The sequence below is a fragment of the Pseudomonas sp. H1_A03 genome, from assembly GCF_054685145.1.
The window spans coordinates 1841666-1857247 of sequence record NZ_CP162829.1; the positions used below are offsets into that span (position 1 = coordinate 1841666).

Below are 15582 nucleotides of genomic sequence, written 5' to 3' on the forward strand. Positions count from 1 at the left end.
GAGTTTGACGCTCGCCGTCTATCCCGGCAACTGGAAAGGGGCTGCACCAACCGGCGTGAGCGCGTTAGGATGGCGCGAATTGCACAGGCTAACGAGGAAGGATATGACGGACATTGCGAAATCGACGCCGAGCAAGATTGAAATTGTTCAGCGCGACAATGCTTTCAAGGGCTTCTACCAGCTCGACCGCCTGCAGCTGCGTCACGAGAAATTCGATGGCGGCATGAGCCGGGTGATCAATCGCGAGGTCTTTGTGCGTCATGATGCCGTGTGCGTATTGCCCTACGACCCGCAACGCGATGAAGTGGTGTTGAACGAACAGTTTCGCGTCGGCGCCATGGGCCGTACCGACAACCCCTGGCTGATCGAAATGGTCGCCGGCCTGATTGATAAGGACGAGCAACCGGAGGAGGTTGCACACCGCGAAGCCGAAGAGGAAGCTGGGCTGACGTTCTCTGCGTTGTGGCCGATCACCAAATATTTCCCTTCGCCCGGCGGCAGTACTGAATATGTGCACTTGTACCTGGGCCGTTGCGACAGCACCGGTGTAGGTGGCGTCCATGGATTGGAAGAAGAAGCTGAAGATATCCGCGTCACCGTATGGGCTTTCGAAGATGCCCTGCAAGCGGTGCGTGACGGCAAAATTTCCAACGCAGCCAGCATCATCGCCCTGCAATGGCTTGCGCTTAATCGCGCGGAAGTGAGGGGGTTATGGCAGTAAAGGCACGGGAACGTTATCGAGTCGACCTGATCGGGCTGCAAGCCGCCTGCGAGGCCAACTATGCGCGGCTGATGCGCCTGCTCCCCGACATGCGCCACGCCCCCGAGGCGCGGCGCATCGGCGTGACCCATGGCGACCAGATGCTCGGCGTGCTGGCCTTGGAAGTCATCGTCAACTGCCCGTACACCACCACCCTGCGCGTGCGCCAGGAGCACAGCCTGCCATGGCTGCCGGTGCCGCAACTGGAAGTGCAGGTGTACCACGATGCGCGCATGGCCGAAGTGATCAGCGCCGAACATGCGCGACGCTTTCGCAGCATCTATCCTTACCCCAACGTGTTCATGCACCAGCCCGATGAGAAAGCACAGCTCAATGTGTTCCTCGGTGAATGGTTGAGTCACTGCCTGGCCCTGGGCCATGAGTTCGAAGCTGTGCGGTAGATGTGAACTGCGTCCGCTTCATGGGTTTCCTCTTTGTGTCCTGCCCCAGCATAATCACGCCAAACGTCCATTCCTGTGATTGCCTTGGGAGAGCGCCTTGCCGAGCGTATCCACTGTGAGTCCTGATGCGCCAGCCTTGCTGGTGCAACTGTCCGACAGCCATTTGTTTGCCGAGACCGATGGCACGCTGCTGGGCATGAACACCCGTGAAAGCCTGCAACGGGTGATCGAGCTGGTGCACACGCAGCAGCCGCGGATTGATTTGGTGTTGGCCACGGGGGATTTGTCCCAGGACGGCACATTGGCGTCGTACCAGCAATTTCGTGACATGACCGCGCCCATCGGTGCCCCGGCCCGCTGGATCCCCGGTAATCACGATGAGCCGCAGATCATGGCCGACGCCGCCATGCACAGCGACTTGCTGGAGCCGGTGGTCGATGTCGGCAACTGGCGCGTCACCTTGCTGGACTCGGCTGTACCCGGTTCAGTACCGGGCTACCTGCAAGACCAGCAACTGCAATTGCTCGCCCAGGCCCTGAGCGAAGCACCGAGCCGGAATCATCTGGTGTGCTTTCACCATCATCCGGTGCCCATCGGTTGCGCCTGGATGGAGCCCATTGGCCTGCGCAATCCCGATGCTTTATTTGCCGTGCTCGACCGTTTTCCACAGGTACGGGCGGTGCTCTGGGGCCACGTGCACCAGGAGATCGACCGCGAGCGCAACGGCGTGCGGCTGTTGGCGTCGCCGTCCACTTGCATTCAGTTCGCGCCGGGCAGCGAGGATTTCAAGGTCAGCGAGCAGGCGCCGGGGTATCGCTGGCTACGCTTGCATGCCGACGGACGGTTGGAGACCGGCGTGGAGCGGGTCAAGGATTTCGCATTTACCGTGGACTACGGCAGCAACGGCTATTAAAAGCTGTAAACGCTGATCAAAAGTGTGGGGGCGGGCTTGCCTGCGATAGCTGCTTGCCAGCCAATACATGCAGGACTGATCCACCGCCATCGCGGGCAAGTCGGCTCCCACATTGGTTCTGCAGCGGCTGGACGATAGGGGACTCACACACCACCCCGATCCCTGTAAACTGCGCCTCTTTGGCCACGTCACGGAGAGCCCGGCATGTCCGCTTCGATCCTGTATATCCACGGCTTCAACAGCGCGCCGGCGTCCAACAAGGCCAGCCAGTTGATCACCGTGATGGATACCCTCGGCCTGGCTGACCAACTGCGCGTGCCGGCGCTGCATCACCATCCTCGTCAGGCGATTCCTCAGTTGGAAGCCGCTATCGCTGAACTGGGGCGGCCACTGCTGGTCGGCAGCTCACTCGGCGGCTACTATGCAACCCATCTTGCCGAACGCCATGGCCTCAAGGCGCTGCTGGTGAACCCAGCGGTCAGCCCCCATCGGATGTTCGACGGTTATTTGGGCACCCAAAAGAACCTCTACACCGACGAGACCTGGGAACTGACCCACGACCACGTGACGGCACTGGCCGAGCTGGAAGTCCCGGCGCCCCAGGACGCCGCGCGTTATCAGGTGTGGTTGCAGACCGGGGACGAAACCCTGGACTATCGCCTCGCCCAACAGTATTACCGGGCCTGTGCCTTGCGCATCCAGGCCGGTGGCGACCATGGTTACCAAGGGTTCGCCCAGCAATTACCGGCGCTGCTGAGCTTTGCCGGGATTGGCGCAGATCAGTATCAATCCTTCGACTTTGCAGCACTGTAAAGTCGCAGGTCATTTTTTAATCGAACGACTCACGACGAGACCCCATGGCCACTCCCAGCGCTAGCTCTTATAACGCCGACGCCATCGAAGTCCTCTCGGGCCTCGACCCGGTGCGCAAACGCCCCGGCATGTACACCGACACCAGTCGGCCGAACCACCTTGCCCAGGAAGTCATCGACAACAGCGTCGACGAAGCCTTGGCCGGGCACGCCAAGTCGGTGCACGTCATTCTCCACGCTGACCACTCCCTGGAAGTGTCCGACGATGGTCGTGGCATGCCAGTGGACATTCACCCTGAAGAAGGCGTGTCGGGCGTCGAGCTGATCCTCACCAAGCTGCACGCTGGCGGCAAGTTCTCCAACAAGAACTACCAGTTCTCCGGTGGCCTGCACGGTGTGGGTATTTCGGTGGTCAACGCCCTGTCGAACCACGTCCGGGTCAAGGTCAAGCGCGACGGCAACGAGTACGAGATGACCTTCGCCGATGGCTACAAAGCCACCGACCTGCAGGTGATCGGCACCGTTGGCAAGCGCAACACTGGCACCAGCGTGTACTTCGCGCCGGACCCGAAATACTTTGATTCGCCGAAATTTTCCATCAGCCGCCTCAAGCACGTACTTAAAGCCAAGGCTGTTCTTTGCCCAGGCCTGCTGGTGACCTTTGAAGACAAGGGCACCGGCGAGAAGGTCGAGTGGCACTACGAAGACGGCCTGCGCTCCTACCTGGAAGATTCCGTCAGCGATTTTGAGCGCCTGCCTAACGAGCCGTTCTGCGGCAGCCTGGCCGGTAATAAAGAAGCCGTCGACTGGGCGCTGCTGTGGCTGCCGGAAGGTGGCGACAGCGTGCAGGAAAGCTACGTCAACCTGATCCCGACGGCCCAGGGCGGTACCCACGTCAACGGTTTGCGCCAGGGCCTGCTGGATGCCATGCGTGAATTCTGCGAGTACCGCAGCCTGCTGCCACGCGGCGTGAAGCTGGCGCCGGAAGACGTGTGGGAGCGCATTGCGTTCGTACTGTCGATGAAGATGCAGGAGCCGCAATTCTCCGGCCAGACCAAAGAGCGCCTGTCGTCCCGTGAAGCGGCAGCGTTTGTCTCCGGTGTGGTCAAGGATGCGTTCAGCCTGTGGCTCAACGAGCACCCTGAGCTGGGCCTGGCGCTGGCGGAACTGGCGATCAACAACGCCGGCCGTCGTCTCAAGGCCAGTAAAAAGGTCGAGCGCAAGCGCATCACGGCGGGCCCGGCACTGCCGGGCAAGCTGGCCGATTGCGCGGGGCAGGACCCGATGCGCTCCGAGCTGTTCCTGGTGGAAGGTGACTCCGCCGGTGGTTCCGCCAAGCAAGCGCGGGACAAGGAGTTCCAGGCGATCCTGCCGTTGCGCGGCAAGATCCTCAACACCTGGGAAGTCGATGGCAGCGAAGTCCTGGCCAGCCAGGAAGTGCATAACATCGCCGTGGCCATCGGTGTCGACCCGGGCGCGGCCGATATCAGCCAGCTGCGCTACGGCAAGATCTGCATCCTCGCCGACGCCGACTCCGACGGCTTGCACATCGCCACGTTGCTGTGTGCACTGTTCGTCCAGCACTTCCGCCCATTGGTGGATGCCGGCCACGTCTACGTCGCCATGCCGCCGCTGTACCGTATCGACTTGGGCAAGGAAATTTACTACGCCCTGGACGAAGCCGAGCGCGATGGCATCCTCGACCGCCTAGTGGCCGAGAAGAAGCGCGGCAAGCCGCAGGTCACGCGATTCAAAGGCCTGGGTGAAATGAACCCACCGCAACTGCGCGAAACCACCATGGACCCGAACACTCGGCGCCTGGTGCAGTTGACCCTGGAAGACTACGCCGCCACGTCGGAAATGATGGACATGCTGCTGGCGAAGAAGCGCGCGCCGGACCGCAAGTCCTGGCTAGAATCCAAAGGCAACCTGGCCGAGGTGCTGGGCTGATGCGCACAGGTTTCGCCCTGGCGATCCTGATGTTGAGCGGGTTGGCGGCCACCGAGGTGGTCGCCGCGCCCGTTGCAGAGCTCAAGCTTCTCTCCGAACACCCCGTGGACGGCATGCGTGGCGGTAACCTGTCGGGCCTGGCCGTATGCGGTCACGAGCTGTGGACGGTTTCCGACCGCGATGACGACCAGATCTATCGCCTGGATATCAGCGCACCGACCTGGCAAGCCGAGGTTGTGAAGATCGACGTGCCGCCGGTGCCGGAATCCGGGCTGCCGTGGGGGTTGCGTTCGCGCACCAAGGCCGCCTCGTTCATTCGTGGCGGCGACCTGGATTTTGAAGGCATTGCCTGCGATGCCGTGGGTAATCGTTACATTGTCAGTGAGGCCCATGCGGCGGTGCTGCAAGTGCCAGTGACGGGCGCGCCTGAGTGGTTGAAGATCGCGCCGGGCATGGTGCGTGAAGCGCGGGCCAGCGGCATGTTGTTGCACTTTAATGCGTTATTCGAGGGGCTGGCGATCAATCCCGAGGGCAATCAGATTTGGCTGGCAGCCGAGCGTGAAAGACGCGGCCTGATTTCGATCAAGCGTCCTCAAAGCTTATGGGACTGTGACGGCCCCTGCGTATTGTTGAGCGAGGCCGGCCAGGAGGTACAACCGGCGCAGTTCCCTAACGCCAAGGCGGTGTCCAAGGATTTCGCCGACCTGGCGCTGTTCAACGGCAAGCTGTTCACACTGGAGCGCAATGCGTTCCAGATTTGCCGGCGCGATGCGGTCACGGCCAAGGTCGAGCTGTGCTGGTCGTTTGCCGACGAGACCCTGACGCCCGAGCGGCGTTATCCCCAGCCTTACGGCCTGGCTGAAGCCCTGGTGGTGGACGCGGAAGGTGCCTGGCTGGGCATCGACAACAATTTCGGCCCGCGTGCCGATGGTGAAAAGCGCCCCGTGGTCTATCGTTTCGCCGCCCCTGCCGGTGGTTGGAGCGCCCAGCCATGAACCGCTGTTTTTTTGAATTGACCCGGCGCAGCGGCAATTCCGCTGCGCCTTACCCGACAATGATGAGGCCCGCATGAGTGACATCCTCGCAGACAGCTTAGACGGCGTAGAACGCCGGTCGCTGGCTGACTTCACCGAAAATGCCTACCTCAACTACTCCATGTACGTGATCATGGACCGTGCCTTGCCGCATATCGGCGACGGCCTGAAGCCCGTCCAACGGCGCATCATCTACGCCATGAGTGAGTTGGGCCTGGATGCCGATTCCAAGCACAAGAAGTCGGCGCGTACCGTCGGTGACGTGCTCGGTAAGTTCCACCCCCACGGCGATTCGGCGTGCTACGAAGCCATGGTGCTGATGGCCCAGCCGTTCAGCTACCGCTACACGCTGGTGGACGGCCAGGGTAACTGGGGTGCGCCGGATGATCCCAAGTCCTTCGCCGCCATGCGATATACCGAAGCGCGCCTGTCGCGATATTCGGAAGTGTTGCTCAGTGAGCTGGGCCAGGGCACTGCGGACTGGGGGCCGAACTTTGACGGTACCCTCGACGAACCCCTGGTGTTGCCGGCACGTTTGCCGAATATCCTGCTCAATGGCACCACCGGTATTGCGGTCGGCATGGCGACCGACGTGCCGCCGCACAACCTGCGCGAAGTCGCCACGGCCTGCGTGCGTTTGCTCGACGAGCCGAAAGCCACGGTCGAGCAGCTCTGCGAGCATATCCAGGGCCCGGACTACCCGACCGAAGCGGAAATCATCACGCCGCGTGCCGACCTGCTGAAGATGTACGAAACCGGCAAAGGCTCGGTACGCATGCGCGCTGTGTACCACATTGAAGACGGCGACATTATTGTCACCGCGCTGCCGCACCAGGTGTCGGGCGCCAAGGTGCTGGAGCAGATCGCCGCGTTGATGCAGGCGAAACCGTCGAAACTGCCGCAGGTTGCCGACCTGCGTGACGAGTCTGACCACGAAAACCCATGCCGCATCGTGATCATCCCGACCAACAGCCGGGTCGACCACGAAGTGCTGATGCAGCACCTGTTCGCCAGCACGGACCTGGAGTCGAGCTATCGGGTCAACGTCAACATCATTGGCCTGGATGGCAAGCCGCAGCTGAAAAACCTGCGCAATCTGCTGGTGGAGTGGCTGGAATTCCGCGTCAACACTGTGCGCCGCCGCTTGCAATTCCGCCTGGATAAGGTCGAGCGCCGCTTGCACCTGTTGGACGGCTTGCTGATCGCCTACCTCAACCTGGATGAAGTGATCCACATCATCCGCACCGCCGAGCACCCGAAAGCCGAGTTGATCGCGCGTTTCGAGCTGAGCGAGATCCAGGCTGACTACATCCTCGACACCCGCTTGCGCCAGTTGGCGCGACTGGAAGAAATGAAGCTGCGCGACGAACAAGACGCGCTGCTCAAGGAACAAGCCAAGCTGCAAGCGCTGCTGGGCAGTGAAGCCAAGCTGAAGAAGCTGGTGCGCAGCGAGCTGATCAAAGACGCCGAAACCTATGGCGACGACCGTCGATCGCCTATCGTGCAACGCGCCGAAGCGAAGGCTCTGACAGAGACCGAGCTGCTGCCGAACGAGAAAATTACCGTCGTTCTGTCGGAAAAGGGTTGGGTTCGCTCTGCCAAAGGGCATGATATTGATGCCACTGGCCTGTCGTACAAGGCGGGCGACGGGTTCAAGACCGCTGCCGCCGGGCGTTCCAACCAGTTTGCGGTGTTTATCGATTCTACCGGGCGCAGTTATTCGGTGCCGGCCCACACCTTGCCATCCGCTCGGGGGCAGGGCGAGCCGTTGACCGGGCGCCTTACACCGCCGCCCGGAGCGAATTTCGAGTGCGTGCTGCTGCCGGACGACGATGCGCTGTACGTGATTGCGTCAGACGCGGGTTACGGTTTTGTGGTCAAGGGTGAAGACCTGCAGGCCAAGAACAAGGCAGGCAAGGCGCTGCTGAGCCTGCCGAACAACGCCAAGGTGATCCTGCCGCGGCCGGTGGACGACCGCGAGAGCAACTGGCTGGCGTCGGTGACCACCGAAGGGCGTCTGCTGGTGTTCAAGATCAGCGACCTGCCGCAGCTGGGTAAAGGCAAGGGCAACAAGATTATTGGTATCCCCGGCGAGCGGGTTGCCAGCCGCGAAGAGTACGTGACCGACATTGCTGTCATACCAGAAGGCTCCACGCTGGTGCTGCAAGCCGGTAAACGCACCCTGTCGCTGCGCCCTGACGACCTTGAACATTACAAGGGCGAGCGCGGTCGTCGTGGTAACAAATTGCCACGTGGCTTCCAGCGAGTGGATGCTTTATTGGTGGAAACGCCTGTTTAAGGCGGTTTAGAGCCCTCGATCTACGATTTAAAGCGTAGATCGACGCTTTGGCGCTGGAGTCATGGCGCATATTCACGGATGATATGGCCTTTCCAGCGCCGGCGTGGCCGAGCGTGTTTAGGTTATTTTTAGTATTACATTGTGGTTCGCCTTGTGGCAGCCACCTGGATGGGATGATGACTGCTCCACGCCTTCCTTTTATTTTCGTGCTCGCTGGCCTTTTGGGGTTGGCGGGTTGCAGCACACATCAGCCTGTGTCGCTGTACCAGCTGGACAGCGGAAGTCCGGCTCAGCCAGCACAAAGCGCTGGCCTGGCCGTTTTGTTGGGCCCGGTGGTCGTAGCCGACTACCTGCAACGCGAAACCCTGCTGCAACGTCAAAACGACGGCAGCCTGCAAGGTTCTACCGATGGTCGCTGGGCGGGCAGTTTGTCCTCCGACATCAACCAATTGATGCTGCGCCAAGTGGCCGGGCATCTGGATAGCCAGCGTGTTGTACTCGCGCCTGCGCCCACTGGTTTTAGCCCGGATGTGCAAGTGTTGCTGACCATTACCCGGCTTGACTCTGGTACATCGCAACCGGCGATCCTCGATGCGCAATGGCGCTTGATCGACCGTCGTGGCCAGGTGCGCGATAACCGCATCGTGCATCTGCAGGAAGAACACACCGGCACCACTGCGTCCCAGGTCCAGGCCCAGGGCGTGCTGTTGCAGCATCTGGCGCAGCAATTGTCGGTGGCGCTCAAGCCGTTGGCCAATCAGCCGCCGATCGCCGAGGCACCCCGCAAGCAGAACGCCCCGACACAGGCCAAGCCGGCAGAGCCGCAGAAGCCGAAGATGCCGATGGCGGTGCCGATTCGTACAGATATGGAAGTGTTCAGGTTCTGATTTGAATCACGCACAAACAAAAAGGCCCGCTGACTCAGCGGGCCTTTTTGTTTGTGCGCGACTCAAAATGTGGGAGCGGGGTTGCTCTCGAATGCAGTGTGTCAGTCAGCGAATGCTTCAGCTGGAATACCGCCTTCGCGAGCAAGCCCGCTCCCACACAAGCCGCTCCCACAGGGATTGTGTCGTGTTGCTTATGGCTTGCGGGTCTCGTGCATCCGCGCCAACTGCCGCTCCAGCATCGACGGATACGGCTCCATCAAACGTTCCACGCAGCTGGCGCCCTCTGGGCTGGCAATCGGGCGGATACGTGCGCGTTGGCGGATCAGCGTGTCTTCGCTGATCTTGCGCTCCACCAGCAGCAAATTGCGGCTGTGTTGCGACAAGGCCAAGGCGTCCTGGGCGATCTCCGTCAGCAACAGGTCGATCTGGCTCATGCCGAACAGGTCGTCGCCTACGGTCAGGCCCAGTTGCAATTGCAGGGTAATGCCGCTGTCAGCCACTTCGATTTGCAGGGCGTGGCCCAGGGCACGCAACAGTTCACCGCAGCAGATAGCGTTGGTCAGGTAGTCCTCGCCGCTGTCTTCGCTGTGGAACAACATCAGCGTGCTGCCATCGTTCAGGGTGTGCAGTTCGCTCTGGTACAGCGAAGCGGCCTGGTCGAGGCAGTCACGGTAGCGTTCCAGCAATTCGGTCAGGCGCGCACGGGGCAGGCGACGCAATTGGTCCTGCGCACCCAGTTGCACAGCCAGTACGGCGCTGTACTGGGGTTCGGTGCTCTTGACCGGTGCCGGTTTTGGCGCGATGGCCGGGGCGCTTGCCGAGGTGTCGCGCAGGTCGGCAAACGGGTCTTCGTCGTCCAGCTCGTCTTCTTCGGCTTTGAACGCGCGGCGTGTGGCAGGCTTCAAGCCCGCTACCGGAGCATCTTGCACTTCAAATTCGGGCTCGTCGTCGTAGTCCGTATCGTCGAACTCAGGCTCAGGTTCAACCTCACGCACTACCGGTTCCGGGGCAAAGCTGGCGTGCAGTTGGCGGGCCAGGTCGCCGATTTCATCCTGGCGGTCAGTGGCCGGGGTGTTTTCATCGATGTCCCGCAGCCAGATGCGCAGTTGCATCAGCGGTGTAGAGATGTGCCGGCCCAGGCGCAAGCTCAACGCTAGGGCCAAGGCCAGCAGGATCGCGCTGAGGATGCCCATGCTTTGCAGGCTGATGGTCATCGGCTGCTGGAATTGCTGCATGTCCAGGCTGATGCGCAGTTGGCCGGCCTTTACATCCTGAAACGTGATATTGCTCTGGTAGAGCCCTTCGGCTTCACCCAGCAGGCCGTTTTTCGGGCGCTGCCCGGCTTCGGCCATGATCCGGTTGTCCACGCTATAGATGGCCGCATGGGCCACCAGCGGGTTTTTGGTCAGGTTGTTGAGCAGCACGTTGAGGCTGAGGATGTCGTTGGACACCAGCAGCTCAGTCGCCGAGGTGGCGGTCTGGGTGGTCAGGCTCTCGCCCAGGGCGTCGGCTTGCTCGTGCATGGCCTGTTTGAACTGCAAACCCATCACGCAGGCGTAGATCACCAGGGCCAGGGCGACCAGGATCACGTTATGGCTGGCGATGCGTAATGCGATCGGTACACGGCGGTGGCGCAGTGCCCGGAAGATCAGCAGGAAGAAGTTATCGGTTTTTACTGGCGTGGGCCGGTTCACTTGCGCTCGGCTCTTGGTCCGTGAAGTTGACGCGCAGTATAGCGACAGCCCTAGGACCGGCAAAGCGCTGGCTGTGCCCGATGGTCACTGAAAGTGGGTAGAATGCGGTTTTTTTCCAGCCTGGGGGTGCGCCTTGCGCGAAATTGTCCTGATTAACATCATGGGGGAAGACCGCCCAGGTCTGACCGCAGCCATTACCGGTGTGCTGGCCCAGGGTGGTGTGAACATTCTCGACATCGGCCAAGCGGTGATCCACGACACCTTGTCGTTCGGCATTCTGGTTGAGATCCCGAGCACTGAACAGGCGTCATCGGTACTCAAGGACATCCTGTTTACGGCGTACAAGCTGGATCAACAGGTGCGTTTCACCCCCGTGTCCGAAGCTGATTACCAGCAATGGGTGGCCGGCCAGGGCAAAAAACGCCACATCGTGACCCTGTTGACCCGCAAGGTCACCGCTGAGCAATTGCAGCGTGTCAGCTCGATCACCGCGCAGTATGGTTTGAATATCGACCATATCGACCGTTTGTCGGGTCGCATGCCGCTGGACACTCCCGCTGACAAGGGCAAGGGCTGCATCGAGTTCTCCGTGCGCGGTGAGCCAGCCGACCCTCAAGCTCTGCGCGCCGAGTTCCTCAGCGTGGCGCAGGAACTGAACGTGGATATCGCTTTCCAGGAAGACTCATTGTTCCGCCGCAACCGTCGCCTGGCGGTGTTCGACATGGATTCCACGCTGATCGAAGCCGAAGTTATCGACGAGTTGGCCAAGGCTGCTGGCGTCGGCGAGCAGGTGTCGGAAATTACCGAACGCGCCATGGCCGGTGAACTCGACTTCCGCGCCAGCTTCAAGGAGCGCTTGGCGCTGCTCAAAGGCCTGGACGTCAGCGTGCTGGACTCCATCGGTGCGTCCCTGCGCCTGACCGAAGGCGCAGAAACCCTGTTCGCTGAACTCAAGCGCCTGGGCTACAAGACCGCAATCCTGTCGGGTGGCTTCACTTACTTCGCCAAGCAATTGCAGGCCAAACTGGGCATCGACTATGTGTTCGCCAACGAGCTTGAAGTGGTGGATGGCAAGGTGACTGGCGTGGCCGTGGAGCCGATTGTCGATGCACAGCGCAAGGCAGATCTGCTGAAGGAGCTGGCTCACAAGGAAGGTTTGCGTCTGGAGCAGACCATTGCGGTCGGCGACGGGGCGAATGACTTGCCGATGCTGGCGATTGCCGGGTTGGGTGTGGCGTTTCGCGCCAAGCCGTTGGTGAAGCAGTCGGCGAAGCAGGCGATTTCGACCTTGGGGTTGGATGGGGTGTTGTATCTGCTGGGCTTCCGCGATCGCGACGGTCAGCTGTAACTGAATAAATGCGGTAAAAAATGTGGGAGCGGGCTTGCTCGCGAATGCGGGGTATCAGTCGACACATCATTGACTGAACCACCGCTTTCGCGAGCAAGCCCGCTCCCACATTTGGATTTGTGTCAGGCTTTAGGTAAAGCGATGCCTTGGCCCATCTGCACAGGCGTACCTGCCACCAGCTCTTGCGCCCACGTCACCTGATCCGGCCCAAACAGCACGATCGCCGTAGAACCCAACTTGAAGCGACCCAATTCAGCGCCTTTTTCCAGATAGATCGGCGCGCGCGCCGCTTCGTCATAACGGACGGTTTTCAGTTCACGCTTCGGCGGCGTCACCAAGCCGGCCCATACGGTTTCGATCGACGCCACGATCATCGCGCCCACCAATACCACGGCCATCGGGCCGCGTTCGGTGTCGAACAGGCATACAACACGCTCGTTACGCGCAAACAGTTCCGGCACGTTTTCGGCGGTGGTCTGGTTGACCGAGAAGATGCGGCCTGGCACGTAGACCATCTCGCGCAGGGTGCCGGCCAGTGGCATATGCACCCGGTGGTAGTCCTTTGGCGACAGGTAGATGGTGGCGAAATCGCCGCCCATGAACGGCGCCGCTACAGCGGCATCGCCGCCCAGCAATTCCAGCACGCTGAAGCTGTGGCCCTTGGCCTGGAACACGCGGCCATGTTCGATCGGGCCGAGCTGGCTGACTGCGCCATCGGCTGGGCTCAACACCGCGCCTGGGGTTTGATCCAGTGGGCGGGCGCCGTCTTTCAGCGCGCGGGTGAAGAAGGCGTTGAAGTGCTCGTAGGCGGTCACGTCTTCAACCAGCGCCTGGGACATGTCCACTTGATAGCGCTTGGCGAACCAGGTGGTGAAGGCATTCTTGAACCAGCGCACGCGGCACTCGGCGATGCAGCCGGCCAGGCGCGACAGCAAGTGGTGTGGCAGCAAGTACTGGCTGAGGATAAACAACTGCTTTTTCATAACTGTCCTTAAACCTTAAATCTCGACGGGGGTGTCGGGGTGGTTGCCCCATTCGCCCCAGGAACCGGCATAACCTTTGACTCGCGGATAACCGAGCGCCTTGGCCACCAGGTAGGTGAAGCCAGAGCGGTGGTGAGTCTGGCAGTGGGTGATGATTTCTTTATCTTTGGTCAGTCCGAGGCCTTCGAGGATCTGCGGCATGTCGCGGCGGATACGCAGGTTGCGTGCCGGGTCCATGCCAGCGGTCCATTCAAAGTTCACGGCACCGGGAATGTGCCCGCCTTTGGCGGCGAGGACTTTTTCACCGGAATATTCCAGCGGGCCGCGTGCGTCCCAGATGCCCAGGTCGGCAGCACCCAGGCGGCTTTGCAGGTATTCACGGGTGGCGGTGGGGCCTTCGTGCAGCGTCAGGCTGACCGGACCGCCGACGGGGGCGGGTACGTCGGTGGAGACCGGGCGTTCCTCTTCCAGCCAGGCCAGCAGGCCACCATCCAGGTAGTGGTATTTCTGATGGCCGATCACGTCGAGCATCCAGATGAACCGCCCGGCCCAGCCGCCGCCTTCGTCGTCGTAGACCACGTAGGTCGCGTCCGGGGTGTGGCCCAGTTCGCCGAACAACTTCTCCAGGTCCGCCTTGTTGGGCAGCAGGCCGGGTGCCGGCGCCTGGCCCAATTGGGTGCGCTTGGGGTCAACGAAATGCGCGCCGGGGATATGCCCTTCGGCGTAGCGGGTGGCACTGGTGAGGTCCACCAGAATCAGGTGTTCGGCATCCAGTTGACCGAGCAGGTCGCTGGGTTCGATCACCAGCGGCAAGCCAGAGAAGTCAGGCATGTGAGGTCTCCTGGTCACAAATGTTGGCGATAAAAGAGGGCGATTGTAGCGCAAGCATCAGGCGCTGCGGTTGGTAAAGCAGTGCAGGGCTTTCTCGATGCATTGGGCGGTTTTGCCGAAGGCCTGCACGGTGGTTTCCGAGAACGGTCCGCCGCCCTGGTCGGCCACCATCAGCATCACCACCTTGCCATTGCAGCTCAAGGAGCGCAGCAGCAGGTGTTCACCGGTAAACAGGCGGCGCAGGATCGGTGGCAGCAAGGCCGAGAACTGGGCGTGGTTTTCAGGGTTGAGACGCACCTGGGCGGATTTTTCCAGCAGGCGCTGCAGCAGCGTGCTGTTAACCACGTCCAGGCTCAGGTTGGTGGCGTCCTTTGGTAGGCCGTCAACCTGATGCACGCGCAAAGTGCTTTGGGCGCGGTCGGTCATCAGCAGCATGACCCGTTGCATGCCGCTGGCCACCAGGGCCTCCTTGGCGCAGGTGGTCAGGTGCATCGCGTTGGCAAAGCGGCTCGGTTCTACCAGCAGTTCTGTGCACCGTTTACGCCACACGGCCAGCGACTCGGCGGTAGGCGGCGGTGCCGGCAGCAGGCCGCGATGAATCTTCTGCACGTGCCAGGGCCAGATCAGTGACAGCGCCGGGTGCCAGAGGTCGGGCATCAGCGTGGTGCGGGCGCTGGTCACGGCTTGTTGGTGGACGTGTTGCTGTATCTCGCTCAGGGGCTGCTGCAGGTAAAGCGCAGTGAGGAGCTGCCAGCGTTCGGTGTGCGGGCAGGTCCAGGACTCTTGCGCCGACATCGCCAGGCCGTTGGCCAGCAACACGGTATTGGCCGGCTGGTTCAGCCAGCGGCGCAGGTTGGGTTCGGCGTCGAGCAATTGCTGATGGCGCAGCGGGTCATCTTCGCGGGCGATATGCAGCGCCTTGACCAGCAAGCGCCGTTCGCTCAACAGCAGCTTGTAGCCCTGGGAGACCCAAATCGGCAGGTGCCAGGCTTCGGTCAGGCCGACGCACAGGTCGAGCAGGCGTATGCCGAACAATTCCTGCTCGACCTGGCGGGCTGATTGGCCTTTATGGATAACCCGCAGCTCCCATTCTTCCAGAAGCTTGGGGTAGGCGACCGCCATCGGCCACAGCGGCGACAGAAACAGCAGGCTGCCCCAGTGAATGTCCTGCCACAGTCGTGCCAGCCGGCTGCCGAACAGGCCATTGGCTTGCTGCGAAGCGTGCTGACTTATCAACAACAGTTGGCGCAGCGCCACGGGAATCTCGCTGGCGGGCACCGAAGGCAGGCGCGCCAACAGTTCCTCGGCGCGCTTGAGGCCCAGGCGGTTGAGCGCTACTTCGAGGTTTTCCGCCGGTTCCGCCAGGCTGCCATGGGTGTGGCTGTTGGCTTCGCGCATCACGCTGAGCACGAGGGCCGGGCTGTCTTGCATCAGCTCGGCAATATCTCGTAATGAGCTGCGGCTGTCGCGGATGCCTTTGCACACGCGGTCGTGGCTGGCCTGGGGAACAGGCAGCAGCACATCGTCCAGGCGCTTGATCCAAGCGGCGAGAGAAGTAGGTTTTGCAGTTGGGACTGTCGTTTCATTAGCCATGATTGGGGCGCGATCATCACTTGCGGTCAACACGCCCGGAGCGGGCCGAACTGGCTTTTCGCCTTAACGGGCTATAG

Annotated in this window: 13 protein-coding genes; 9 read left to right on the top strand and 4 right to left on the bottom strand. The window is 61.4% G+C overall.

The window, feature by feature from the left end; genetic code table 11:
* Positions 1 to 103: 103 nt before the first annotated feature.
* The 8 genes from AB4O35_RS08455 to AB4O35_RS08490 all read left to right on the top strand — a co-directional run bounded on the left by AB4O35_RS08455 (position 104) and on the right by AB4O35_RS08490 (position 9056).
* Positions 104 to 721: an NUDIX domain-containing protein gene (locus AB4O35_RS08455; RefSeq protein WP_049710321.1), complete on the top strand. Its 618-nt coding sequence runs from the start codon at positions 104 to 106 to the stop codon at positions 719 to 721.
* The gene (locus AB4O35_RS08460) at positions 712 to 1161 is read left to right on the top strand and encodes a DUF1249 domain-containing protein (protein ID WP_012721893.1); all 450 of its coding nucleotides are present in this window, start codon (positions 712 to 714) and stop codon (positions 1159 to 1161) included. The genes AB4O35_RS08455 and AB4O35_RS08460 overlap by 10 nt, the downstream gene beginning before the upstream one ends.
* A 97-nt stretch (positions 1162 to 1258) precedes the next feature.
* On the top strand, positions 1259 to 2074 hold the full coding sequence (gene cpdA, locus AB4O35_RS08465) for a 3',5'-cyclic-AMP phosphodiesterase (protein ID WP_460149581.1): 816 nt from the start codon (positions 1259 to 1261) through the stop codon (positions 2072 to 2074).
* A gap of 204 nt (positions 2075 to 2278) precedes the next feature.
* On the top strand, positions 2279 to 2887 hold the full coding sequence (locus AB4O35_RS08470; protein WP_065879899.1) for a YqiA/YcfP family alpha/beta fold hydrolase: 609 nt from the start codon (positions 2279 to 2281) through the stop codon (positions 2885 to 2887).
* Between the two features lie 44 nt (positions 2888 to 2931).
* Entirely contained in the window at positions 2932 to 4836 is a 1905-nt protein-coding gene (gene parE / locus AB4O35_RS08475; RefSeq protein ID WP_049710318.1) for a DNA topoisomerase IV subunit B, read from the top strand.
* Positions 4836 to 5831, top strand: a complete 996-nt coding sequence (locus AB4O35_RS08480; protein WP_065874373.1) for an esterase-like activity of phytase family protein — start codon at positions 4836 to 4838, stop codon at positions 5829 to 5831. Before parE ends, AB4O35_RS08480 begins: the two co-directional genes overlap by 1 nt.
* A 73-nt stretch (positions 5832 to 5904) precedes the next feature.
* Entirely contained in the window at positions 5905 to 8169 is a 2265-nt protein-coding gene (parC, locus tag AB4O35_RS08485) for a DNA topoisomerase IV subunit A (protein ID WP_065879901.1), read from the top strand.
* 176 nt (positions 8170 to 8345) lie between these two features.
* Positions 8346 to 9056, top strand: coding sequence for a PqiC family protein (locus tag AB4O35_RS08490; RefSeq protein WP_065874371.1), 711 nt, complete (start codon positions 8346 to 8348; stop codon positions 9054 to 9056).
* Between the two features lie 191 nt (positions 9057 to 9247).
* On the opposite strand, the gene AB4O35_RS08495 is transcribed toward AB4O35_RS08490, so the two are convergent.
* Entirely contained in the window at positions 9248 to 10750 is a 1503-nt protein-coding gene (locus AB4O35_RS08495) for an AhpA/YtjB family protein (RefSeq protein WP_049710314.1), read from the bottom strand.
* Positions 10751 to 10883: 133 nt separating this feature from the next.
* Here AB4O35_RS08495 and serB point away from each other — a divergent pair, with 133 nt between their 5' ends.
* Positions 10884 to 12098: a phosphoserine phosphatase SerB gene (gene serB / locus AB4O35_RS08500; RefSeq protein ID WP_065945545.1), complete on the top strand. Its 1215-nt coding sequence runs from the start codon at positions 10884 to 10886 to the stop codon at positions 12096 to 12098.
* A gap of 122 nt (positions 12099 to 12220) precedes the next feature.
* On the opposite strand, the gene asd is transcribed toward serB, so the two are convergent.
* Genes asd through AB4O35_RS08515 form a run of 3 tightly spaced genes read right to left on the bottom strand, consistent with a single transcriptional unit; the run spans position 12221 to position 15505 of the window.
* Entirely contained in the window at positions 12221 to 13081 is an 861-nt protein-coding gene (gene asd / locus AB4O35_RS08505; protein ID WP_065889104.1) for an archaetidylserine decarboxylase, read from the bottom strand.
* 15 nt (positions 13082 to 13096) lie between these two features.
* Positions 13097 to 13912, bottom strand: a complete 816-nt coding sequence (locus tag AB4O35_RS08510; protein WP_065945544.1) for a rhodanese-like domain-containing protein — start codon at positions 13910 to 13912, stop codon at positions 13097 to 13099.
* A gap of 57 nt (positions 13913 to 13969) precedes the next feature.
* Positions 13970 to 15505: an HDOD domain-containing protein gene (locus AB4O35_RS08515; protein WP_065874381.1), complete on the bottom strand. Its 1536-nt coding sequence runs from the start codon at positions 15503 to 15505 to the stop codon at positions 13970 to 13972.
* Positions 15506 to 15582 lie beyond the last annotated feature (77 nt).